This is a genomic window from Roseibium alexandrii DFL-11 (assembly GCF_000158095.2).
Lineage (GTDB): Bacteria > Pseudomonadota > Alphaproteobacteria > Rhizobiales > Stappiaceae > Roseibium > Roseibium alexandrii.
Map to the genome: position 1 here is coordinate 4,342,478 of NZ_CM011002.1, position 22,066 is coordinate 4,364,543.

At 54.8% G+C, this 22,066-nt stretch carries 22 protein-coding genes; 11 read left to right on the forward strand and 11 right to left on the reverse strand.

Annotated features, from left to right (window positions below; all coding sequences use genetic code 11):
* The first annotated feature begins 52 nt into the window (after positions 1-52).
* Positions 53-2,059, forward strand: a complete 2,007-nt coding sequence (locus SADFL11_RS20150; RefSeq protein WP_008197102.1) for a methyl-accepting chemotaxis protein — start codon at positions 53-55, stop codon at positions 2,057-2,059.
* A 116-nt stretch (positions 2,060-2,175) separates the two neighbouring features.
* Positions 2,176-3,360, forward strand: a complete 1,185-nt coding sequence (locus SADFL11_RS20155) for an NAD(P)/FAD-dependent oxidoreductase (protein ID WP_008196945.1) — start codon at positions 2,176-2,178, stop codon at positions 3,358-3,360.
* Between the two features lie 87 nt (positions 3,361-3,447).
* On the opposite strand, the gene SADFL11_RS20160 is transcribed toward SADFL11_RS20155, so the two are convergent.
* The 7 genes from SADFL11_RS20160 to secA form a co-directional block, all read right to left on the reverse strand.
* Complete coding sequence (locus SADFL11_RS20160) at positions 3,448-4,245, reverse strand: alpha/beta fold hydrolase (RefSeq protein ID WP_008194046.1); 798 nt, start codon at positions 4,243-4,245, stop codon at positions 3,448-3,450.
* A 30-nt stretch (positions 4,246-4,275) separates the two neighbouring features.
* Positions 4,276-4,410, reverse strand: coding sequence for a hypothetical protein (locus SADFL11_RS25880; protein ID WP_008194511.1), 135 nt, complete (start codon positions 4,408-4,410; stop codon positions 4,276-4,278).
* A gap of 34 nt (positions 4,411-4,444) precedes the next feature.
* On the reverse strand, positions 4,445-5,497 hold the full coding sequence (locus SADFL11_RS20165; protein ID WP_008196789.1) for an adenylate/guanylate cyclase domain-containing protein: 1,053 nt from the start codon (positions 5,495-5,497) through the stop codon (positions 4,445-4,447).
* Between the two features lie 43 nt (positions 5,498-5,540).
* Positions 5,541-7,061 carry a glycosyltransferase family 39 protein gene (locus SADFL11_RS20170; RefSeq protein WP_008189082.1) on the reverse strand — a complete coding sequence of 507 codons (1,521 nt, stop codon included), beginning with the start codon at positions 7,059-7,061 and terminating at the stop codon, positions 5,541-5,543.
* A gap of 17 nt (positions 7,062-7,078) precedes the next feature.
* A complete protein-coding gene (locus SADFL11_RS20175; protein WP_040452578.1) occupies positions 7,079-7,510 on the reverse strand; it encodes a GtrA family protein in 432 nt (143 codons plus the stop codon).
* Entirely contained in the window at positions 7,500-8,459 is a 960-nt protein-coding gene (locus tag SADFL11_RS20180; RefSeq protein ID WP_208981532.1) for a glycosyltransferase family 2 protein, read from the reverse strand. The genes SADFL11_RS20175 and SADFL11_RS20180 overlap by 11 nt, the downstream gene beginning before the upstream one ends.
* Before the next feature lie 245 nt (positions 8,460-8,704).
* Positions 8,705-11,473, reverse strand: coding sequence for a preprotein translocase subunit SecA (secA, locus tag SADFL11_RS20185; RefSeq protein ID WP_008188738.1), 2,769 nt, complete (start codon positions 11,471-11,473; stop codon positions 8,705-8,707).
* 269 nt (positions 11,474-11,742) lie between these two features.
* Here secA and SADFL11_RS20190 point away from each other — a divergent pair, with 269 nt between their 5' ends.
* From SADFL11_RS20190 to SADFL11_RS20205, 4 genes are all read left to right on the forward strand, one after another.
* Positions 11,743-12,606: a peptidylprolyl isomerase gene (locus tag SADFL11_RS20190; protein ID WP_040451055.1), complete on the forward strand. Its 864-nt coding sequence runs from the start codon at positions 11,743-11,745 to the stop codon at positions 12,604-12,606.
* 149 nt (positions 12,607-12,755) lie between these two features.
* On the forward strand, positions 12,756-13,997 hold the full coding sequence (argJ, locus tag SADFL11_RS20195) for a bifunctional glutamate N-acetyltransferase/amino-acid acetyltransferase ArgJ (RefSeq protein ID WP_040451054.1): 1,242 nt from the start codon (positions 12,756-12,758) through the stop codon (positions 13,995-13,997).
* A gap of 71 nt (positions 13,998-14,068) precedes the next feature.
* A complete protein-coding gene (locus SADFL11_RS20200; protein ID WP_040451053.1) occupies positions 14,069-14,470 on the forward strand; it encodes a (deoxy)nucleoside triphosphate pyrophosphohydrolase in 402 nt (133 codons plus the stop codon).
* Between the two features lie 27 nt (positions 14,471-14,497).
* The gene (locus SADFL11_RS20205) at positions 14,498-14,716 is read left to right on the forward strand and encodes a Flp family type IVb pilin (protein ID WP_008193098.1); all 219 of its coding nucleotides are present in this window, start codon (positions 14,498-14,500) and stop codon (positions 14,714-14,716) included.
* A gap of 20 nt (positions 14,717-14,736) precedes the next feature.
* Here the strand turns inward: SADFL11_RS20205 and SADFL11_RS20210 are convergent, their stop codons facing one another.
* Positions 14,737-15,591, reverse strand: coding sequence for a class I SAM-dependent methyltransferase (locus tag SADFL11_RS20210; RefSeq protein WP_008190934.1), 855 nt, complete (start codon positions 15,589-15,591; stop codon positions 14,737-14,739).
* Positions 15,592-15,807: 216 nt separating this feature from the next.
* Between SADFL11_RS20210 and SADFL11_RS20215 the strand changes: the two genes are divergently transcribed.
* The 4 genes from SADFL11_RS20215 to SADFL11_RS20230 all read left to right on the forward strand — a co-directional run bounded on the left by SADFL11_RS20215 (position 15,808) and on the right by SADFL11_RS20230 (position 18,340).
* Positions 15,808-16,551: a ComF family protein gene (locus SADFL11_RS20215; RefSeq protein WP_228198293.1), complete on the forward strand. Its 744-nt coding sequence runs from the start codon at positions 15,808-15,810 to the stop codon at positions 16,549-16,551.
* A 113-nt stretch (positions 16,552-16,664) separates the two neighbouring features.
* Positions 16,665-16,922: a glutaredoxin 3 gene (gene grxC, locus SADFL11_RS20220; protein WP_008195292.1), complete on the forward strand. Its 258-nt coding sequence runs from the start codon at positions 16,665-16,667 to the stop codon at positions 16,920-16,922.
* 42 nt (positions 16,923-16,964) lie between these two features.
* Positions 16,965-17,819, forward strand: a complete 855-nt coding sequence (locus SADFL11_RS20225) for a carbon-nitrogen hydrolase family protein (RefSeq protein WP_008193828.1) — start codon at positions 16,965-16,967, stop codon at positions 17,817-17,819.
* Positions 17,816-18,340, forward strand: a complete 525-nt coding sequence (locus SADFL11_RS20230; RefSeq protein ID WP_008193593.1) for a DUF1178 family protein — start codon at positions 17,816-17,818, stop codon at positions 18,338-18,340. Before SADFL11_RS20225 ends, SADFL11_RS20230 begins: the two co-directional genes overlap by 4 nt.
* Positions 18,341-18,421: 81 nt before the next feature.
* On the opposite strand, the gene SADFL11_RS20235 is transcribed toward SADFL11_RS20230, so the two are convergent.
* The 3 genes from SADFL11_RS20235 to ubiG form a co-directional block, all read right to left on the reverse strand.
* Complete coding sequence (locus SADFL11_RS20235) at positions 18,422-18,916, reverse strand: phasin family protein (protein ID WP_040451051.1); 495 nt, start codon at positions 18,914-18,916, stop codon at positions 18,422-18,424.
* Positions 18,917-19,121: 205 nt separating this feature from the next.
* Entirely contained in the window at positions 19,122-19,817 is a 696-nt protein-coding gene (locus SADFL11_RS20240; protein ID WP_008192389.1) for an alpha/beta fold hydrolase, read from the reverse strand.
* Positions 19,817-20,578: a bifunctional 2-polyprenyl-6-hydroxyphenol methylase/3-demethylubiquinol 3-O-methyltransferase UbiG gene (gene ubiG, locus SADFL11_RS20245; RefSeq protein WP_040452575.1), complete on the reverse strand. Its 762-nt coding sequence runs from the start codon at positions 20,576-20,578 to the stop codon at positions 19,817-19,819. The genes SADFL11_RS20240 and ubiG overlap by 1 nt, the downstream gene beginning before the upstream one ends.
* A gap of 191 nt (positions 20,579-20,769) precedes the next feature.
* On the opposite strand from ubiG, the gene SADFL11_RS20250 reads away from it, so the two are divergent.
* A complete protein-coding gene (locus SADFL11_RS20250; RefSeq protein WP_008196107.1) occupies positions 20,770-22,020 on the forward strand; it encodes an aspartate kinase in 1,251 nt (416 codons plus the stop codon).
* Positions 22,021-22,066: the final 46 nt, after the last annotated feature.

Sequence of the window (22,066 nt, forward strand, 5' to 3'; positions counted from 1 at the left end):
CAATTTTAGCTAACTCTGAGGAAACACTATTTCTCTCAGGGGACATAAGCCAGTGGCAATCGGTGCGCAATCAACTTTTGGGGTTTTGTCCAAACTCTCGGTCAAAGTGCGGGTTATGGCGCTCAGCCTTGTGACAGTCGTTGGCCTCGTCATCATCGGCGGGGTTTATTTCTGGAGCCAGGGCGAGCTGAATTCGGCTTTCAGCAGGATGAACCAAAGCGCCGATCTTGCCGAAGAAGTGGCGGCGCTCTCTGAGACAGCCGCAGGGCTGCAGATCATTGAAAATCAATACTTTGCAGCACCCTCTGCCGAAGCGTTTCAAAGATTTTCTGCCGAAATGGTGACCGCGATAGAACTGGTGACCAAACTTGAAAACAATCCTGCCGCTGCCAGCTACACCGCCCAGGTAGCCGATGTGAAGGACACGCTGGAGGGCACCAGCGGCGCGTTCGAGATGCTGGACAGTGTCCGGCAGCAAATCGGATATACAAACCAGGACGGGCAGCTTGCACGCCTTGATTCGCTCACCGGCGCAGTGAAAGATCGTTTGTTTGAAGAAATGAAGTTTGGCGGGGGCCCGGACTTTGAAAAGCTGGCGCGCGCTATTCTCGCTGTGCAGCTCGCGGAAAAAGAATTCACCCTCAACAGCACGCCAGAAGCTATCGGCGTGTTCGATGAGCAGTTTGCGGCGTTCGAAAAGTTGCTCAAGAGGGTCTACATTCAAGATGCGATCAAGAAAGAACTCGCCGACAACATGACGGCATATCACCAGACGTTCGCTCAATATACGGCAGCGGTCGAGCAGGAGACGGGCAGCACCGCTCTTCTGGAAAATCTCTTTCAATTGGTGCCGCCGCATATTGACGCCCTGAACGCCGCTGCAAATACCCTGCAAGGGCAAGCCGCAAATCAGCTTGAGACCGCGCGGTCCATCGCAACCTATGCAATTGGCGGCACCATTCTCGGTTTGTTGATCTTGCTGCCGGCAACCGCGTTTTTGGTGGGCCAGTCGGTGGCAAGACCGTTGGCGCATCTGCAGAAAGCGATGGAAGCATTGGCCGGTGGTCAAACTGACATCGCCTTGCCGGAAGCAAAAGGCAAAACTGAGCTTGCCGCCATTGCCCGGACCGTTTTGGTCTTCCGGGACAATGCGGTCGAGAGGTCGCAGCTTGCAGCGGCGCAGGAACAGGAAAACCAGGCCCGGGAAGAACGCGTGGCACGTTTGGAAGACATTATCGGCCGGTTTGAAGGCACGGTTACTGACGCCCTTGGCAGTCTGGATCGTGCCAATGACGAATTGCGCCAGACCTCACAATCAATGGAACAGGCGGCCGACGATGTGGCCGATCAATCTTCTGGTGCAACAGGTGCGGTCAGAACAGCTGCAGAAAATGTCACATCGGCAGCCCAGTCTGCGGACGAGTTGGCAGCCTCGATTGCTGAAATCTCGAATCAGGCGACACGGTCAACGGAAGTTGCTCAGCAAGCCGTCTTGAGTGCGTCGACAACGGTTTCGACCATGCAGGAGCTCTCCAGCGCGGCAGAACGGATCGGCGAAGTCATGAGCCTGATCCGGGACATTGCAAGTCAAACCAATCTTCTCGCTCTTAACGCGACCATCGAAGCGGCGCGTGCAGGTGAAGCAGGTAAGGGCTTTGCGGTTGTTGCTGCTGAGGTCAAGCAATTGGCTGATCAGACATCGAAAGCGACGGAAGAGATTGCGATCCAAATTGAAGCCATCCAGGGATCGTCCGGTCACGCCGTGCAGGCCATCGAAGATGTCAGCAAAATTATCTCCGACATGGAAAACCTTGCATCGTCGGTTGCAGATTCTGTTCAGCATCAGGATCAGGCGGTCCGAGAGATTTCCGACAACGTTTCCAGTGCGTCTCAGCGGTCCGATGAAGCCGCCGATCGTATGACGAGCGTTGGGTCCGCTGCGGAACTCGCCCGAACCAATGGCGCTGAGGTTGATAACCTGGCGCAATCCCTGTCTCAGCAGGGTGGGCTTATCCGTCAGGAAATCGCGACATTCCTGCAAGGTGTTCGCAGCGCCTAACGCGTAGGCTTGAAGTTTCAAAAGCCGCTTTGCCAACCGGGACTTAATGCCCCGCTGGCGGGCGGCTTTTCTTCGTGCTAGGGACGAGGCTGATTGCACGAAGAAGGTGAAACGGGATGCAGGAAGAGATCGTCATAGTCGGGGCAGGTCAAGCTGGTGCCCAGGTCGCTCAATCGCTTCGTCAAGGTGGTTTTGAAGGTGCGTTGCGGCTCATCGGCGACGAGGCTCATCCACCTTATCAACGCCCGCCACTGTCCAAAAAATTCCTGGCTGGTGAAATTGGCGCCGAGGGGCTTTGGCTCCGGCCGCCAGCGTTCTACACGACCAACACTATCGACCACATCCCAAACACAAGAGTCGTTGGGATCGACCGGTCGGCAAAACGTGTTCAGCTGGAAAACGGCGACACCATATCTTACGGAAAACTGGTCCTTGCGACGGGAACCAAAGCGCGTCTGCTGCCAATCAAGGGCTCTGACAAAGACGGCGTGGTCACATTGCGCTCCATTGGCGATGTTGATGCGATCCGTGACCGTTTGTCGAAGAGCCAGAACCTCGTCATCATCGGTGCCGGTTACATCGGTCTGGAGGTCGCTGCAGTGGCCCGCGCGCTCGGCAAGGACGTATGCGTGATTGAAGCTCAGGACCGGCCAATGAAGCGGGTCGTGAGTGAAACTGTGTCGGACTTTTTCGCGAAACTTCACGCTGACAATGGCGTTCAACTGCGTTTGAACACAGGCATTGAAGCGCTTGAAGGAAGAGAGGGGGTCGAATCTGTCAAGCTGAACAACGGGGACAGTGTTCTGGCTGACCTCGTGCTTGTTGCAGTTGGCGCCGAGCCAAATGATCAACTGGCCACTGATGCGGGGCTGGATACAGACAACGGTATTCTTGTTGATGGCGCAGCGCAGACAAGTGATCCGGACATCTATGCCGTTGGCGATTGCACCCGGTTTCATTCTGGGCGGTATTCAAGATCCGTGCGGATGGAAAGCGTTCAAAATGCCATTGATCAGGCCAAAATCGCAGCGCAGGCCTTGCTCGGGCAAGACGTCGATTATGACCCGTTGCCTTGGTTCTGGTCGGATCAGTATGAAATCAAGCTGCAGATCGCTGGATTGTCCGAAGGTTATGACAAGACAGTTGTTGTCGGCGACCCGGCTGCCAAAAAATTCTACGTCGCCTACCTGAAAGACAATGCACTGATTGCGGTCGACAGTATTAATTCGCCGCGCTCGCACATGATGGCGCGCCGGGTGATCGGCGAGACTTGGCGTGACGACCTCCTTCCGGAAGCCTAGAGAATTAGCCGCCAATTACGGGAGCGGCAACGGCTCAAGCCCTCGGCGCTCCCACAATGACATCTAGCGTCACCTGCCTAGCGCTGCCTATTCTGTGGCCGCATTCTGCAGAATGAGGCGGGTTGTTTCTTTTGGTATTTCCAGATGTACCATGTGACCAACCCGCTCAAAGATGTGAGTGGCAACAATGCCGGGCAGCTTGTGCGCCTGCCGTGTTGGCAGGACGCGGTCCTGTGTCCCCCAAAGTACCTTAATCGGCATTGGAAGCGCCGCCATGTCGTCACGCGGCAAGGTTTTTTGCACGGAGCCGTCGATGATTTCGTCGGCGATCGTCGACAGAGTTGCCGCGCCCCCTGGCCGGGCCCGGCTTTCTGCCGCGGTTTTGGCGAGGAACTTGGGAAGCTTGAATTCCCAGCCGAAGAACTGCTCCAGAAGAACTTCCATTTCCGCTGTTTCGGAGGCAACCGCATAGCGCCTTAACAGTCGATGATTGATCTCCGGCCCAAATCCACCGGGCGCCAAAAGCGTGAGGCTGGCAACCAGCTCGGGTGCACGCAGGGCAACCAAAGCTGCAACAGCGCCGCCCATGGAATGGCCAACCAGATGCACCCGCTTCAATTCCAGCGCTTCAATGGATTGTGCGACGGCCTTCGCCGAAATCCCAGCGTGGCCAACTTTGGGCCAATCCAAAGCCTCCCCGTGCCCCGGCAGATCAAACGCGAGAGATCGTTTGCGGTTGGCGAGACCAGTTTGAATACTCACCCAGGTTTGGCGGTCTCCTCCGAAGCCGTGCAGCAAGATGACAGGTGCTCCATCATCTCCGATCTCGCAGACTTGTTCGCGAAAGGGCAGGGTCGTACAGGGATTTGGACGAAGGTCTGTCATGGGTATCCGTTTAGTATCAAGAATTTGGGATCAGGAGTTTGGTGCGCCCGGAACTGGCAGAGGTTCAAGTGAAAAGAGCGGTTGGCGGTCGGTAAAGCCGTCCAGTTCGTAGGCTCCCGCATTTTGTGCGCGATCGCCCGCAAATTCAGCGATTTCACCAGTCATGAGAACATCGGATTTGATCCGCTTGGTCAGATCCTCAATCCGGGCGGCGGCGTGAACTGTCTGGCCAATTACCGAGAAGGTGAGCCGGTTTGCAACGCCGATGTTGCCGAACATGACACGGCCGGTCGAAAGAGCGATGCCTGCGTTCAATTTTGTGACCGGTAGAGACGGTTTTGTTGATGTCATGCAGGCGCCTCCGGGTCTCATCAGCCGCTGTAATGGCCCTTTGAACCGCTTCTGAGAGCGACTCCTTTTGCGTCGGGAAAACACCTAGAACCGCATCGCCGATAAAGTCCAGAACTTCGCCCTCCTGCTGGAGGACCGCCCCGGCGGTTGCTTCAAAATATGTATTGAGCCACTTGAGATAGTCTTCCGGACCCAGGGCATCTGCAATTGCCGTGGAATTGCGCATGTCACTGTAAAAAATCACCGCGTCGATGGTCTCACCATCTCCATGGCGGATTTGTCCATTCAGTACTTTGGTTCCTGCAATGCTGCCGAGATATGTTTCGGCGATGATTTTTGTGATGTGGCCTTGAAGCACGGCTCTTGCGGCGAGTGCGAGCCGTTTCTGGATGTAGTGTATCGCGTTGAGGGCATCTTCGGAAAACCCGTCTTCTTCCCGTGTTGCCCAGCTTAGGATGATCCCGGTGTTTGGATACTCACCTTTGATCGCAGGTATCTCCATGTGGGTCGGGATCACCAGATAATCCGTATAACCCTCTGAGGCCAAACGCTTCAGAAGCGGAAATTCGGTTTGTGCATTTCCGTTGGCCAAGCGCCGGCGAAGCATCGGCTCTTCATTGATTAAAACGGCACGAATAGGGCTTTGCAGCCAATCTTCCGTATCTTCTTCCGAATGCTCGATCTTTTCATGGTAGACCTCGCCGCCGTTTTCCCAGAAGGCGATTTCCGCCTCAATCATGGGGTGAAGCGTCGACCAGACAAGAATGGCGCGATCGACTGGAACATGGCATTGGCGCAAACGCTCACACAACTCTGCAAACAGATTGGTCATATCAGGGTCGCCGAGTGCCTCGCCGATCAGCCAATCCTCGATGCCATCGATTTCCATCATGTCGATCATGCGGGGAGGTTAGACCCTTTTCGTGCTTGTGCCATCAGGCTTTCTAGTCAGCGAGTTCTTCGTCTACAGATGTGGCGACGCTTCCTGGCAGTACAATAATCCAATTGATCGTCAGGTCTGGAAATGTGCCATACGAGTGAAACGGCAGGGTTTGCTGTCCTTGAAGGACTGCATTTGGGTAAAGCTCCAGGATCTGTCCGGCAGGTGCCGAGTTCTCGCCGCGCCAGAGAATCATCATGCCCTTTTTCTGAACGTCATCTAGATCAATCCAAGGGCTCAATTTGGCATTGTGCTCTAAGAACATCGAAGGCCGCGATGGGGCATGAAGGGTCACATTGGCTGTCGTCCACTCATCTCCGGCGACATATGCCAGCTCCGTCCCTGTTTCCTTTTTCCAGACATCAGACAGAACTTCCGCTGTTGCCTTGCCTGGGTAATGAATACGGGACTGTTTGGTCTTCCAGAAGGGCTCCAGAACAGCCTGGCCAAGTAGAATGCCAAGAAATAGTACCTGTATGCCGACAGCACCTGCAAATGCGCGTTTGGGCGCAGACCAAAAAGCCGGAAGATGAAAATACCGGACTGCCACCAACCCGGACAGCACGAAGAGTGGCGTGCCCCACATGTGTTTGAATTCATTACCGGTTACAGCAGATGCCAGAAGCACCACGAAAAGGGGCACAAAAGCGAACCAGATAAGGAATCTGTCGGCCTCAAGCGTGGGTACAGATCCGCGGCTGAAGGACCATGACGTCTTTGCCGTTTTCAACTTTTGCCAGCTAAGACCAAGCAACGCGACCATCAAAAGCCCGGCGTGATTGGCGACCTGTGCCAAAAGGAAGTTTACCGGATTGTAGACGTGGTCGAACAACGAGCCTGCTGCATTGCTTCGGCCGATGGCATAACGGAAGGTCAGAAAGTCGGTTTCATAAAGCCAGTATAAATGGGGGGCCACGAGAAGAAGAAACGAAACTGAGCAAATCCATGGCCCGGAGGTTGCGAGATACCTGCGACCGTCTGCGTAAACAAGGGTGTACAGTCCAATTGTGCCGATCAATAGGAAGACAAAGTATTTTGTGTAGAAGCCAATTGCGGCGAGTGCCCCCAACAGGATCCAGTACCGGGCTGCGCCTGAGTTCAACGCGCGCAAGAAGAAATAGATCATCCCGGCCCAGACCGGTATCTGGAGGATGTTTGGATTGAACTCTGGCACGGGGAGGGTGAAGTAAAACGTTACACTTGTAAGCACGATTGCCCAGAACCGTTGTTGTTCTGAGAAGCCAAGCTCTTTTCCTATCAACCAGATGAACCAGTACCCGATGCCAATGCTTATTGCGCTCAGCCAATAGGCGCCATACGCGTACCCACCGGTCAGGTGATAGCTCAACTCAAGCAGCCAAGCCTGCATGGGCGGGTGTTTGGTATAGCCGAGTTGAAATTCTCTGCCCCATGCAAATCCCTCAACGACATCCAGCGGCGGATTGGGGAAGCTCAAGCTTGGGAGCAGAGCATAAAGAAGGCACAGGGTTCCACCATACAGAAGCGCAGCGCGGCTGGCGTTCATCAATTACTCCAGTCCAATCACGGATCAACTTCGGGGTGCGAAAAAGCCCAGAAGCGGGTGCCAATAAATGTAAGGGATGGAACAATTGCGATTGAAAACATCAAACCGAGCAGATCCGGCCATGGCGTAAGGTTCAGCCACAGAGCCAATACGCTTGAGTTGAGCGCAAAGCCTGATGCCGCGATCAATAAGAATCTCAGCATTGCCTTCAATGCGGTCTTTTCTTGGCGGAGATGCGAGAAGCTCCAGTAAAAGTGGCCTGAAAAGGAAACGCCAAACGCAACCAGAAAGCCGGCGAAATTTGCCAGCATTGGCGGAAGCAGCCCGCTTTCCAGGAGAAAGCCGGCCACTGCGGCATGGGTGAGCGTTGCAACAACGCCGACCACCGCAAATTTCCCGGCAGCATTGGCTTCCGTTTTCAGTGTTTGACGTTTGCGGTCAGTGATCATGATCATCTTGCTGATGGGTTTTCAATGGAGTGCTCTCAATGACATCCTGCAGCAGGTAGACCGGCCGTTGTTTTGATTCATTAAACAGCCGTGTGACGTACTCACCGATCATTCCGATTGAGAGCAGCTGGATACCGGAAAAGAGCAGCACTGCAACCATGATGGAGGTGTAACCCGGAACATCGATACCGAAAATTATCCCCCTGATCGTGAGATAGATGGCATAGGCGAAGGCGAGGATTGACACCAGTGCGCCACCGTAAAACCACATCCGCAAGGGCATCGTTGTAAAGCCCGTGATGCCGTCGAGTGCGAAGTTCCAGAGTTTCCAGTAGTTGAACTTGCCGTCGCCTGCCTTCCGCGGGGGGCGTTCATAAGGAACCGCCATGGAGGGAAAACCCACCCAGGCAAACAGACCTTTCATGAAACGGTTTCTTTCCGGCAACCGCAAAAGCGCATCAATGACCGCGCGGTCGATTAAGCGGAAATCGCCGGCGTTCGGCGGCATGTCGACGTTCGAGAGTTTGTTGAAGACCTTGTAGAACATGCCTGCAGTCGACCGCTTCATGAGCGTGTCGGATGTTCGGTCTACCCGCAGGCCATATACCACATCATAGCCGGCCCGCCAGCCGTCAATCATTTGGTGGATCAATTCGGGTGGATCCTGAAGATCCGCATCGATGATGACGCCAATGTCTCCTTTGGCGGCCTCCAAACCGGCTGACAGGGCCGCCTCCTTGCCGAAATTCCGAGAAAGGCCGAGCAGCCGCCCCGGTAAGCCATTGGCGAGCCTATCCGTCAGGATGTCGGCCGTTGTATCGCGGCTGCCGTCGTCGATAAAAACGTACTCGTATTGCAGCCCTGTCTCTTCGAGAACGCGTCCGGTCTCCTCCAGAAAGTGGCCGATAACGTCTTCTTCGTTGTAGACCGGGACTATGACGCTGACCATTGGGGTTTCCGTTCGGAGTTCTCTCCGGCGGGAAATGTATATCTTGGGGGCTTTTTTCGGTTGCATTGCTATGACGGCTGTTTGGTTGTTCGCGGCAACCTGCCGGAAAAGACAGGGAAACACCAGCTTTTAGAAATCTGCGGAAGCAAAATAGTGCTTTGGCATTTGCGTTGGGCTTCAGAGCGCAAAAGGCCGGCGCTCATTTATGAGCGCCGGCCCTTGTTATACGTTAAAATTGCGTGCGGTTAGACCAGCGCTCCGTGACAGTGCTTGTATTTCTTGCCAGACCCGCACGGGCAAGCTTCGTTACGGCCAACTTTTCCCCAAGTCGCAGGGTTGTTTGGATCGCGCTCCCGGCTTGCTTGGGGGTGAGCACTCGGCTGCGACATCTCGTCTTCGCCGGTCAGCGGGTTGATGTGATGCTCATGCATCTCCGGCATCTGCGGCATTTCCGGCAGCTGTTCGGTCACTAACTCTACGCGAAGCAGCTGGGCTGTCGTGATTTGGCGCAGTTGTGCCAGCATCGACTCAAACAGGGTGAAGGACTCGGTCTTATATTCCTGCAAAGGATCGCGCTGGCCGTATCCGCGGAACCCGACGACCGAGCGCAGATGGTCGAGGTTGGCCAGATGCTCCCGCCACAAATTATCAAGCGTTTGAAGCAGGATCGCCTTTTCGACGCGGCGCATGACTTCCGGCGTGTACTTGGCGACTTTTTGGGCCATGGCCTCGTCAGCCGTCCGTGTCAGCCGTTCCTTGACCTCTTCATCCGCGATACCTTCTTCGGCGGCCCAATCCTTGATCGGCAAATCAAGGTTCAGGTACTTACGGACTTCCTCCTGAAGTCCTTCGGTATCCCATTGCTCCGGATAAGCGCGTTCTGGAATGTGGCTTGCGACCAGATTATCGATCACGTCGTGCCGCATGTCAGTGACAGCATCCTGAATCGCGTCGCTGTCCATCAGGTCGATACGTTGATCGAAGACGACCTTGCGCTGGTCGTTCATGACGTCGTCGAACTTCAGGAGGTTTTTACGGATATCGAAGTTTCGCGCTTCGACCTTCTGCTGCGCCTTCTCAAGGGCTTTGTTGATCCACGGATGGATGATCGCTTCGCCTTCTTCCAGGCCCAGCTTCTGCAGCATTGAGTCCATGCGCTCTGAGCCGAAAATCCGCATCAGATCGTCGTCAAGCGACAGGAAGAACTTGGAGTGGCCCGGATCGCCCTGACGGCCAGAACGGCCGCGCAACTGATTGTCGATGCGGCGGCTTTCATGCCGTTCCGTACCGATTACGTAGAGGCCGCCAGCGCCAAGGGCCTCTTTCTTCAGCTCTTCGACTTCCGCGCGAATTTTCGCCTCTTTCGCTGCACGTTCTTCACCGGCCGGCATGTCGCCGAGGGTCATTTCAATCTGCATGTCGGCATTGCCGCCCAGCTGAATGTCGGTGCCTCGGCCGGCCATGTTGGTGGCAATCGTCACTGCACCTGGCAGGCCGGCCTGTGAAACAATAAAGGCTTCCTGCTCATGGTAACGTGCGTTCAAAACAGCGAAGACCTTGGACTTGCCGTCGTCAGTCTTTTGCGCGGCGGCAAAAGCCGCGGGATCACTCAAATCAATTTGCTTGTAGCCATGTTGCTTGAGCAGTTCGGCCAGGATCTCCGACTTTTCGATTGACGTCGTGCCGACGAGGATCGGCTGGCGGCGTTCCTTACACTCATCAATCAGTTTCACGATGGCGTTGAACTTTTCCTGGAAAGTCCGGTACACCTCGTCGTCATCGTCGATCCGCTGAACGGTGACGTTGGTTGGGATTTCAACAACTTCCAGCTTGTAGATGTCGGCAAATTCATCTGCTTCAGTAGAAGCCGTGCCGGTCATGCCAGCGAGTTTGCCGTACATCCGGAAATAGTTCTGGAACGTGATAGATGCGAGCGTCTGGTTTTCAGGTTGAATGCGTGCCTTCTCGCGTGCTTCCAGTGCCTGATGAAGACCCTCCGAGAATCGGCGGCCCGGCATCATGCGGCCGGTGAACTCATCGATGATGACCACTTCACCGTTGCGGACAATGTAGTCTTTGTCCCGCTGGAAGAGTTTGTGAGCTTTCAGAGCTTGTTGGAGATGGTGAACGATTGAGACGTTCTCGACATCATACAGCGAATCACCTTTCAAAAGATCGGCTTCCGCCAAAAGTCCTTCGAGTTTCTCGTTGCCAGCCTCGGTGAATGTCGCTGACCGCGCCTTTTCATCGAGCTCGTAATCCTCTTCCGTGAGGCTGGGAATGAAGGCGTCAACGGTGTTGTAGAATTCGGACCGGTCTTCCAGGGGGCCGGAGATAATCAGCGGCGTCCGCGCTTCATCGATTAGAATTGAATCGACCTCATCGACAATTGCGAAGGCATGCCCACGTTGCACCATTGAGGCACGGTCGTGTTTCATATTGTCGCGAAGATAATCGAAGCCGAATTCGTTGTTCGTTCCGTAGGTGACATCAGCGGTATAGGCTGCACGGCGCTCTTCATCCGACAGGCCATGTGTGATGCAGCCAACAGACAGTCCCAGAAACTTGTAGACCTGCCCCATCCATTCACTGTCGCGCTGTGCAAGGTAGTCGTTCACAGTGACCACGTGAACCCCTTCGCCCAACAGGGCGTTCAGGTAGACCGGGGCCGTCGCGACAAGGGTTTTACCTTCACCCGTCCGCATTTCCGCGATTTGACCGGAGTTCAGCACCATGCCGCCAATCAGCTGGACATCGTAATGACGTTGTCCGAGCGCCCGTTTGGCCGCTTCGCGAACCGTTGCGAAAGCTGGCGCAAGAATGTCATCTAAAGACGCGCCATTTTTCAGTTGTTCGCGAAATTTCTCCGTCTGGGCGCGAAGGTCCTCGTCCGACAAAGCCTGGATCTCTGTTTCCAGAGCGTTGATTTGCTCAACTCCTGCCCGGAATGACTTTACTTTCCGGTCATTTGAAGATCCGAATAACTTACGTGCTATTGCGCCGAGGCCAGCCATGTGGCGGTCCTTCCTTTACGGTCGGTGTCACTGGCAATCTGACACCTGCCCATGAAATCGTCTCAATTTGTTGTACACGTTGCACACGTAGCGCAATGCGTTGGCCAACTCATGTGGCCGAAAAGATGCCATCCCAGCCTCGCAGCAGGGCCGCCCGAGAGATAAGAGGGGGGTGAATGCTTGTCAACGCTGCTGGAATAGGCAATGTACCCGAGCCCTCGAGTTCAGAGGGATAAAAGAGATATGTTCCCATAGGTAAAGGTTTTCTCATGCTCCGAAATTCGATGCGCAGGCCAATCAAGGCTCTTGCCGTTTCCATCATGGCCCTGACGCTCGGATCGGCTTCTTTGTCGGCGGCCGAGCCGGACGATGTTGTTGCCAAGGTTGGCGATGCGGTCATCACGGAAGCCGATATTGCGTTTGCCGCTCAGGACTTGGGTCAAGAGCTGCAACGTTTTCCGGCGGCACAATGGCGCCAGTTGCTGCTCGACGTCATGATTGATATGGAGCTGCTGGCTTTGGCCGCCAAGAACGATGGACTTGATCAGGACCCTGATTTCAAGAAACAGCTGGAATTTCTGGAACTTCGCGCCCTGCGTAATGCCTACCTTGGCCAGAAGATCAATGCCTCCATTACCGATGCTGACGTAAAGACCGCCTACGACAAAGAATTCGCGGAGTTTGAAGGCCCGGAAGAAATCAATGCCCGTCATATTTTGGTCGAGGACAAGGCTGCGGCCGAGGCTCTGATTGCTGAACTGGATGGCGGTGCAGATTTCGCTGAGCTCGCCAAGGAAAAATCCACAGGACCTTCAGGGCCAAACGGTGGTGATCTTGGTTATTTCGCAAAAGGCCAAATGGTGCCGCCATTTGAGGAGGCTGCCTTCGCTCTGGAGCCGGGTTCCTTCACCAAAGAGCCAGTTGAAACACAATTCGGATGGCACATCATCAAAGTGGAAGACAAGCGCCGGCAGGAAAAACCTGCTTTGGATACCGTTGAGGCAAACCTGCGTCAGCAGCTTGCGCGGGAGCGTTACGAAGCCCGTATGGTTGAGCTGAAGGACGAGTATGCTGTCGAGATCTTGGATGAGCAACTCGCCAACGCTGACGCTGAGAAGCCAGCAGCTGAGTAAACAGAGCTGTCATTGAGGAACACCCGGTGGCCTCGAGGCCGCCGGGTTATTGTTTGCCTGCAATGGCGTGTTTCTGAAAAGGCTTGCAGACCCGCTTGCCTCTGGCTAGGGACAACGACAGCTTTTTTACGCAGTCTGGAGCCGATCCAATGTCGACAACCGTTTCACCTCTTGCGCCTAAATCCTATCCGGATATGCCGGACATCGAGGGTGTTACTTTTGCGACAGCTGGCGCTGGTATCAAGTATTCCGGCCGGACGGACGTATTGCTCGCGTCGCTGTCTGAAGGGACTGCAGTTGCAGGCGTTTTCACGAAGTCTAAATGTTCATCCGCTCCAGTTGACTGGTGCAAAGGGATCCTGAGTGAAGGGCATGCCCGGGCACTTTTGGTCAATTCAGGAAATGCCAATGCGTTCACCGGAAAAAAGGGTAAGGCCGCGGTTGCCAGATCTGCTGAGATTGTTTCCAGCGCTATGTCCTGTCCTGAGAACGAAATATATCTGGCATCGACCGGAGTGATCGGGGAGCCGCTCCCAGCAGAAAAGTTTGCAGGGGTTGCAGATGACTTGGTGGCAGCGCAGGGACAGGCAAGCTGGCTGGATGCGGCCAAGGCCATAATGACAACGGATACCTATCCGAAACTTGCGACAGCTACCGTGGAGCTCGATGGCGAGACCGTGACGATCAACGGCATTGCCAAGGGTGCGGGCATGATCGCGCCGGATATGGCGACGATGCTGTCATTTGTTTTTACTGATGCGCCCATAGCGCCTGGTGTCCTTCAGACAATTCTCGGGCAAAACACCGAGACTTCGTTCAATGCGATTACGGTCGACAGTGACACATCGACCTCTGACACCGTTTTGTTCTTTGCGACCGGCGCCGCAGAAAAACGGGGCGTGGAAGCAGTTTCCGAGATCGATGACCCCAGGACTGACGTGATCCGGGCAGCGCTCGCAGATGTGATGACAGATCTGGCGCACCAAATCGTCAAAGATGGTGAAGGCGCGCGCAAGTTTGTTCAAATTTCTGTTGAAGGCGCAGAGAGCGACCAGTCGGCAAAGCGTATTGCCCTTTCGATTGCCAATTCCCCACTCGTGAAAACCGCCGTTGCTGGTGAAGACGCCAATTGGGGGCGGGTTGTTATGGCTGTTGGCAAAGCAGGGGAACCGGCCGATCGCGACCGGCTGGCGATTTGGTTTGGCGATGTCCGTGTCGCCATGGAGGGTGAGCGCGACCCGGGTTACAGCGAAGAGGCTGCCTCCGCAGTAATGAAAGAAGAAACGATTCCGATCCGCGTAGATCTCGGCATCGGAACAGGTGAAGCAATCGTTTGGACATGCGATCTGACGAAGCAATATGTAGAGATAAACGGCGATTATAGAAGTTGATCGTCGATTAATTGACTTGCGACGGATTTATCAATTCCCGCCAGAACTGTTTCAAAATCGGACAAAGAACAATGACCAAGATCGTACTTGTTGCTGCTTGTGCGCTTGTCGACGTTGATGGACGTATCCTGATTGCGCAGCGTCCTGAAGGTAAATCGATGGCGGGTTTGTGGGAGTTTCCGGGCGGAAAGGTGGAAACTGGTGAGCGCCCAGAGGAGACTTTGATCCGTGAGCTCGGCGAAGAACTCGGCATCGAGGTTAACGAAGCGTGTCTTGCCCCTTTGACTTTCGCGAGCCACGCTTATGAGGACTTTCATCTTCTCATGCCACTTTACATATGCCGAAGATGGGAAGGTACTCCCCGCGGCCGGGAAAATCAGGCGCTCAAGTGGGTTCGTGCCCTGAGGCTGCGGGATTATCCGATGCCAGCAGCGGATGAACCTTTGATCCCGCATATTATGGACGCAGTCTAGTACCGGTGAATTTTTGGGATTAGCGAAATGTATTCAGTGACCAAGCAGTTCCTAGTCAACCAGTTCACCCGGCTAATCCATGATCGTAGCGGTGCAACAATGGTTGAGTATGGCCTGCTTGTCGCAACACTTAGTATCGCAATCCTTCTGACTGTTGGTAGCATTGGAGAAACGGTCCGGGATGACATTTTCCAAGTTATTTCCAATGTAATGCTGACGGGAGCAAACGAAGCCGCGCAAAACTAAAACCGGTGAATTCCTGATTTTCAATCCTGTTTCAACCCAACTTCCTCTGTCCCCAAAGCATCTGCCAACCGGGTTTGGGCTGACCCTGGTTTGAGCGGCTTTTGCTGGCTTGAATGCGGTGCCCATCCGAGCAATGTGACCATGTTGAAGGTTGCGCGGACCCGCCCATCTGAGTCTGCATAGTCCTGGGAATACAACTCAGCAGCCCTCAAAAACACCGTCTTAGGTAGAGGTGTTCTACTGCGCTCTCTCAGGATGTTTATCGCTCCCATCGCCTTCAAGTCAGCCATCAAATCAAACATGGAATTGTAGCGGACGGTCAGAGGATCCATGTCAGTCACTGGCAAGGCAAAACCGGCACGCTGCATAAGGCCGCCCAAATCTCTGGTATCTGCAAAAGGCAGCACACGGGCTGCTGCTCCGCCCTTGAGCTCCAGTTCCGCACGGGTCAGGCAATCACGCAATTCCGTCAGCGTGCCGGCACCGGCGAGTGTCGCCAGAAACAATCCATCGGGCCGCAATGCTCTTCGGATCTGAATGAGGGTGCCAGGCAGATCATTGACGAACTGAAGTGAAAGCGCTGACACGATGAGATCCACCGACTGATCCTTCAAAGGAAGCACGGCATCATCTGCTACAAATGCCGGAGCGGTCAGCTGCGGGTCCGGTTGCCAGAGGTCAGCCCTATATAGCGTTTTAACCTTTCCGGTTGCTTGAAGCAGTGCCTCGACATGACCGCAGTGTCCGCCCAGATCAATCGCCGTTTCGAAGGTCCGTGTGATCGCAGACAGCCGCTCGCCGAGATCTTCGGCGACCGCCTTCAACAAAAAGTCGGAACCGGGGTTTGCATTCACCAGAGCGGTTCTGCGTCTCATCCTCAGCAATTCGCGGTCAAACAATTCGGGTTGCGCGGTCACGGATTTCGCCTTCTTGTGCTTTCTCTCCGTCGACATAGGTCAATTGCCAAGATGCGTCAAAACCATCGGCAGGTCTGGGGCTAGTCTCCATCTTGTGTAGCTTAGTGCATTATGCTCAATTTTTGATTGAGTGAGGTGTCCATGACCGTCAAAACCGTTGTGACTTTGCCTGTGATGGCAGTAGGAGAATACCTCCTGAATGCCCTTTTGCCGAGGCGCTGCCCTTGTTGCGATCGAGGTGTGGCCAGTGGTCTGGGTTTGTGCGGCACCTGTTGGCGGCAAATCCGGTTTTTAGAACGGCCGTGGTGTCAGAGGATGGGAACACCGTTTACACATGATGTCGGCGAGAACGCACTGAGCCCGCGAGCCATTGCCGACCCGCCAGAGTTCGATCGTTTGCGAGCGGTTGCTTTCTACTCAGGGCCGGCAAAGGATTTGGTTTTGGCGTTAAAGTTTGCACGGCGTAGAGAGCTGGCAGAAGCCATGGGCATATGGATGGCGCGTTCAGGCAATGAATTTCTGGGTGATAGCCTGGTCATACCGGTTCCACTTCATTGGACGCGCCTTTGGCAGCGCCGGTTTAATCAAGCTGCGGATCTTGCGCGCGTCGCCGCGGATATCTCAGGTGCAGAGTATGCACCGTTCGTGCTGAAACGGACGAAACGGACGCAGCAGCAAGTCGGGCTGCCCGCCAAAGAACGCATACGTAACGTGCGGCGGGCCTTTCAAGTGTCGGGCGATCAACTGCAAAAGCTCGCTGGGCGACGTGTGGTTCTTGTCGACGATGTTTACACGACCGGGTCGACAGTCAGCGCGTGTACCAAAGTGCTGAAATCCGCAGGTGCTGGCACCGTTGACGTCCTGACTTTTGCCTTGGCAGACCCTGCCAATCACGAAGACGTTGACCGTTCAGATTAAGCAAGCCGCCCGAAATTCTTGAGTTTTCGGGCTATCAAACGCATATACCGCTGCAAGCAACTTCCATTGCGCACTATGGAGACGATCTACTGTGCGAGAAAAGGAAATCAGGAATGTCCGACGTCACGATTTACACACGGCAACTCTGCGGGTTCTGTACGGCCGCGAAGCGCCTTCTGGAAAAGAAGGGTGTTTCGTTCACCGAGCATGACGCCACCTTTGACCCAAAACTGCGCCAGGAGATGGTCCAGAAGGCCAATGGCCGGGCCACATTCCCGCAAATCTTTATCGGATCAAAACACGTTGGTGGGTGCGATGATTTGCATGACCTGGAACGTGCAGGCAAACTGGACCAGTTGCTGGCTTCCTGACTTCAAAGGAGCAGTGACTGATTTCCTTTTGAGGATGAACGAATGGCCACCTTCAAAGCGGCGTGTATTCAGCTACGCAGCGGTAAGTCCATTGAGCAAAATGCAAGCGTTGCTGAGGAGCTGATCCGGCAAGCAGCCGAAGCTGGAGCGATCTACATTCAGACACCTGAAATGTCGAATGTTCTGGTCCGCAGCCGCGATGAGTTGATGGCACGGATCGGGTCTGGTTCTGCCGATCCGTTCTTGAAGATGGCGCAAACTGTGGCTTCGGAGCTTAATGTGTCTCTTCATCTCGGATCTTTGGCGGTCCTGAAAGACAGCGGCAAAGTCGCCAACCGGGCTTATTTCATTGGCACAGATGGCGCAATTCAAGCGTCCTATGACAAGATACACATGTTCGATGTGGATCTGCCGAATGGCGAGAGCTGGCGGGAGTCGGCAACTTATGACCCGGGTCAGGAAGCGATACTGACGGACGCGCCCTTTGGGCGTGTCGGCATGGCTGTGTGTTACGATGTCCGCTTCCCAGCCGTCTTTCGGGAACAAGCACGGCGCGGTGCTGAGATCCTGACTGCACCGGCAGCTTTCACCCGGCAGACTGGTGAAGCGCACTGGCATGTGCTACAGCGCGCCCGCGCAATCGAAAACGGCGCCTACATGATCTCCGCGGCCCAAGGCGGTGTCCACGAAGACGGCCGTGAGACCTACGGGCACAGTCTGATGGCCGATCCCTGGGGAGAGGTTATTGCAGAGCTGGATCATGACGAGCCGGGATTCGTTGTCGCAGAAGTTGAGACTGAGAATGTCGCCAAGGCACGAACGCGTATTCCCGCCATCACAAACGAGCGGGCATTCACGTCTCGTATTGCCGATGGCTTGAAGGAGATACCTGCGTGATCAAATACACGCTTGTTTGCGATACACCGCATACGTTTGAAGGCTGGTTCCGTAATTCGGAAGACTTCGAAGTGCAATGCGGCCGCGGCCTTGTGACATGCCCGGTTTGCAACAGCACAGATATCAAGAAGGGTTTGATGGCGCCTGCTGTGTCAACGTCGCGGAAAAAGGACGCCATGGTGGTTCCGCAGATGCCAAGCGCAGATGTAATCGAGACACAATCGGCTCCAGAACCGGCCCCGGCAAAACCAGAAAGCGGCAAATCCCAAGTGTCTGCACTTTTGCCCAACGACGTTCGTCAGAAGGAGATCGTGGAAGCTTTGCGGCTCGTTCGGGCGAAAATGACCGAAAACTCGGAAAACGTTGGTACGAAATTCGCCTCGGAGGCGCGGAAAATCCATTACGGCGAATCCGAAGAACGCAACATTTACGGTGAAACATCACCTAAGGAAGCGATGGACCTCATCGACGAAGGAATTTCTGTTCTTCCTCTGCCTGAGCTGCCTGACGAAAAAAATTGACAGGGCCATCTGCCGCGAAACTCGGCGGTCCTCAGAACCGGAGAGGCCGCTGTTGCGCTGAACCTCTCCGAAACCTCAGTTTTATAATGTTGCAGCTGTTTTCCGGCGTGCCTTCGGTTTCTCAACCTCCTGCATGCTTTCTTCGACCGCCTTGCTGAGTTCGCTCACGGTCTCCATCGCTGTTTCGTTCAACTCTTCAGCGGCCGCAGCGTTCTCGGTGAAGCTCTCACGCATCAAAGTGGCTTGCTTCTCAAAGTGTGCCTGATACTCGCTGGTCATTTTTGAATAAAAAGCCTGCAGCGTGGCAAAGGTTTCCTCTGGTGCCGTGCACTGGCTCAGTGATTTCGCACATTCAAAATCCTCATGAAGCCGGTGGTTTACAAAATCCATATGGCCTTCGAAGGCCTTTCCGGCATGTGTCCACATGGTTTCTCCCATTTTCTGGAAACTGGCGACGGCCTTGGCTTCCATACGGTCTTCACGTTCGGCAAAAGCCCAATTGGAAAATGCAGGCATGGGCCATTCCGGCATCATGCCGGTGAAGTCGAAACTTGTGGTATTCCGTTTGGTTGGCATTGGACCCTCCGCTTGAGAATGGCTGTTCCGCGAACGCCGGCGGGGCAATTTCTCTAAGCCGGCGTCAGTTCCGGTTCGTGGACACTGCAGTGTGGGCAGCGCCGTGACGTTCCTTGACCTTACGGCAGATATGCGGCCTAACTTTGATGCAGGTCAATTTTTCACTGCGGCATTTTGGACACTGAGCAAAGGCCAGAACTGGTTCTCAGGTATTTTTTAAGAAGCTGCGCAGTGCGCCGGTCACTTCATCCGGTTTTTCCAACGTGGAAAGATGTCCGCTACCTTCGATAACGGCGAGTTCGCTTTCCGGAATGAGCGAATGTATCTCATGCGCAAGCTCAGGCGGGGTCAGTGTGTCCCCATCTCCGACCAAAACGAGCGACGGACAGGATATCTCATGAAGCCGTGGCCGTGCATCTGGTCGATGGATCAGCGCTGTTTGCTGGCGCACAAAGGCTTCTGGACCAGTGTCTGATGCCATCTCGACAACGATTTGTTTGAGATCGTGGTCGTCCTGCCGCCTCTCATGGACAAAACCGGGAAAGAGCAGTTCAGGAACCTTCTCAAAGCTCCGTTCCCTGGCCAGTTTGATCAGGAACTCGCGCCGTTCTGTCTGTTCCGGAGTGTCGGCACGCGCGTTCGTATCCAGCAGTGCGAGCTTGCTGACCTGCTCCGGTGCCTCGCGCATGATTTCCATGGCGATGTAACCGCCCATGGACAGGCCAATCAGAGAGAACCGCTCGGGCGCATGTTTCAAGATGTCGGCCGCGATCGCTTCAATCCTGTCATGCTCGCGGTGATTGGCAACCATGATCGGGCGGTCCGCAAACGCAACAATTTGTGGTGCGTACAGGGCTTCGGTGCACAGAAGACCCGGGACAAACAGAATTGGGTCACACATCAGGACGCCTTGGGCCGTTCGGCGAGCAGCATGTAATTGACATCCATGTCGCGTGAACGGGCCCAGGTGTCGGTGATTGGGTTAAAACTAACACCGGACCGGTCGATGATGGTCAAACCTGCCGCATTGAGAGGAGACTCGATTTCGGACGGTTTGACCAGTTTTTCGTAGGAATGCGTGCCCTTCGGCAACCAACGCAAAACGTATTCCGCCCCCACAATCGCCAGAGCATAAGCCTTCATAGTCCGGTTGATTGTCGCAACAAACATGAGGCCACCTGGGCGGACCATCTGGCTCGTCGCGTTGAGGAAAAGCGGGACATCGGCGACGTGTTCAACGACTTCCATATTCAGAACGACGTCGAATTTTTCCCCGGCCTCGGCCAATGCTTCCGCTGTTTCAGCGCGGTAATCGATGTCCAAGCCCGATGATTGCATGTGGAGTTTGGCAACCTCTATGTTGGTTTCAGACGCGTCTGCGCCGACGACATCGGCACCGAGCCGGGCCATGGGTTCGCTCAACAGACCTCCGCCGCATCCGATGTCCAGAAACCTCAGGCCCTTAAACGCGTCCGGTGAGTTTGGATCTCGGTCGAATTGGCGGCAGACCTCCTGTTTGATGTAGGACAGCCGTACCGGGTTGAATTTGTGCAGTGGTTTGAATTTGCCGGTCGGATCCCACCATTGATCGGCCAACGCTGAAAACCGGGCAACTTCATCACTGTCGATCGTTCCATTGGTTTTTTGTGCCGTACTTGTCATATGAAGACCCTTCATCAGAGTGCCGAAGAGCGCCACTCCGTACATCTCAAAAGTATTCTCTGTGGTTCCAAGGTCGCAGCCTATTTGTCAAGCCAACCTGTTGCAGCATCGCGACGCACCCTGTATGCATGTCCGCCGATCCAACAGGCGCGAGCGGCGCCCCGGGAAGTCATAACTAGAATACGAGTGGTATGGCCCGACTGGTTTTAAAATTTGGCGGGACATCGGTTGCTGACCTCGATCGCATCCGCAATGTCGCGCGCCACGTCAAACGGGAAGTGGACGCAGGTCACCAGGTTGCTGTTGTTGTGTCAGCAATGTCCGGGCAGACCAACAAGCTGGTTCAGTTCTGCCGTGACGCTTCACCGCTGCATGATGCCCGCGAGTATGACGCGGTCGTTGCTTCAGGCGAACAGGTAACATCCGGCCTCCTGGCCATTGTCCTGCAGGACATGGGAGTGAATGCACGCTCCTGGCAGGGATGGCAGGTGCCGATCAAGACGGACGAAAATCACGGTGCCGCCCGCATTCGTGAGATTGATGGCGCGTTTTTGACCGAGCGGCTTGAGCAAGGGCAGGTGGCTGTTCTCGCTGGCTTTCAGGGCATTTCGCCGGACAATCGGATTTCGACACTTGGCCGGGGCGGCTCTGACACCAGCGCGGTTGCGATAGCAGCAGCCATTAAAGCTGACCGGTGTGATATCTATACAGATGTTGACGGGGTCTACACGACCGACCCACGAATCGTTCCGCAGGCACAACGCCTTGATCGTGTTTCGTTTGAAGAAATGCTCGAAATGGCGTCTCTTGGAGCGAAGGTTCTCCAGGTGCGGTCCGTTGAAATGGCGATGGTGCATGGTGTTCGCACTTTTGTCCGGTCAAGCTTTGATGACCCGGATGCGCCGCAGACTGGCCAGGACGGCCTTCCGGTAGGTACTCTTATTTGCGACGAGGATGAACTCGTGGAACAGCAGGTTGTCACCGGCATTGCATATGCCAAGGACGAAGCTCAGATCTCTATCCGTGACGTGGCGGACAAGCCGGGGGTCGCTCAATCCGTTTTCGGTCCGTTGGCGGATGCCAGCATCAACGTGGACATGATCGTTCAGAACATCTCTCCAGATGGCAAGACGACCGACATCACGTTTACTGTTCCTGAGGCGGATTTCGCCCGGGCGAAAAAAGTATTGGAAGACAATCGCGATGAGATCGGCTTCCAGAACCTCGAAGGCGCAGCTGACGTCGTGAAAGTGTCCGTCATCGGCATTGGGATGCGGTCACACGCTGGTGTCGCTGCCCAGTGCTTTAGCGGTTTGGCGAGCAAGGGCATCAACATTCGTGCGATCACAACCTCGGAAATCAAGATTTCCGTTCTCATTGATTCCGCCTATGCGGAACTTGCAGTCCGGACTCTCCATTCGCTATACGGGTTGGACGGATAAGAATCTGTGAGTCTGGTCTTGGCGTAGTCGAGATCGGATTTTTGCT

Excerpts from the sequence above, each read along its gene's own strand:
- SADFL11_RS20180 (WP_208981532.1), bottom strand. The coding sequence starts at position 8,459 with ATGGTCAGCGTCATAGTCCCGGTCTACAACGAAGAAGACGTTATCGGC.
- SADFL11_RS20235 (WP_040451051.1), bottom strand. The coding sequence starts at position 18,916 with ATGCCAACCAAACGGAATACCACAAGTTTCGACTTCACCGGCATGATG.
- SADFL11_RS20210 (WP_008190934.1), bottom strand. The coding sequence starts at position 15,591 with ATGAGACGCAGAACCGCTCTGGTGAATGCAAACCCCGGTTCCGACTTT.
- SADFL11_RS20170 (WP_008189082.1), bottom strand. The coding sequence starts at position 7,061 with ATGAACGCCAGCCGCGCTGCGCTTCTGTATGGTGGAACCCTGTGCCTT.
- SADFL11_RS20200 (WP_040451053.1), top strand. The coding sequence starts at position 14,069 with ATGACCAAGATCGTACTTGTTGCTGCTTGTGCGCTTGTCGACGTTGAT.
- secA (WP_008188738.1), bottom strand. The coding sequence starts at position 11,473 with ATGGCTGGCCTCGGCGCAATAGCACGTAAGTTATTCGGATCTTCAAAT.
- SADFL11_RS20160 (WP_008194046.1), bottom strand. The coding sequence starts at position 4,245 with ATGACAGACCTTCGTCCAAATCCCTGTACGACCCTGCCCTTTCGCGAA.
- SADFL11_RS20155 (WP_008196945.1), top strand. The coding sequence starts at position 2,176 with ATGCAGGAAGAGATCGTCATAGTCGGGGCAGGTCAAGCTGGTGCCCAG.
- SADFL11_RS20205 (WP_008193098.1), top strand. The coding sequence starts at position 14,498 with ATGTATTCAGTGACCAAGCAGTTCCTAGTCAACCAGTTCACCCGGCTA.
- SADFL11_RS20240 (WP_008192389.1), bottom strand. The coding sequence starts at position 19,817 with ATGTGTGACCCAATTCTGTTTGTCCCGGGTCTTCTGTGCACCGAAGCC.
- SADFL11_RS20250 (WP_008196107.1), top strand. The coding sequence starts at position 20,770 with ATGGCCCGACTGGTTTTAAAATTTGGCGGGACATCGGTTGCTGACCTC.
- SADFL11_RS20175 (WP_040452578.1), bottom strand. The coding sequence starts at position 7,510 with ATGATCACTGACCGCAAACGTCAAACACTGAAAACGGAAGCCAATGCT.
- SADFL11_RS20190 (WP_040451055.1), top strand. The coding sequence starts at position 11,743 with ATGCTCCGAAATTCGATGCGCAGGCCAATCAAGGCTCTTGCCGTTTCC.
- SADFL11_RS20225 (WP_008193828.1), top strand. The coding sequence starts at position 16,965 with ATGGCCACCTTCAAAGCGGCGTGTATTCAGCTACGCAGCGGTAAGTCC.
- argJ (WP_040451054.1), top strand. The coding sequence starts at position 12,756 with ATGTCGACAACCGTTTCACCTCTTGCGCCTAAATCCTATCCGGATATG.
- SADFL11_RS25880 (WP_008194511.1), bottom strand. The coding sequence starts at position 4,410 with ATGACTGGTGAAATCGCTGAATTTGCGGGCGATCGCGCACAAAATGCG.
- SADFL11_RS20215 (WP_228198293.1), top strand. The coding sequence starts at position 15,808 with ATGGCAGTAGGAGAATACCTCCTGAATGCCCTTTTGCCGAGGCGCTGC.
- ubiG (WP_040452575.1), bottom strand. The coding sequence starts at position 20,578 with ATGACAAGTACGGCACAAAAAACCAATGGAACGATCGACAGTGATGAA.
- grxC (WP_008195292.1), top strand. The coding sequence starts at position 16,665 with ATGTCCGACGTCACGATTTACACACGGCAACTCTGCGGGTTCTGTACG.
- SADFL11_RS20165 (WP_008196789.1), bottom strand. The coding sequence starts at position 5,497 with ATGATCGACATGATGGAAATCGATGGCATCGAGGATTGGCTGATCGGC.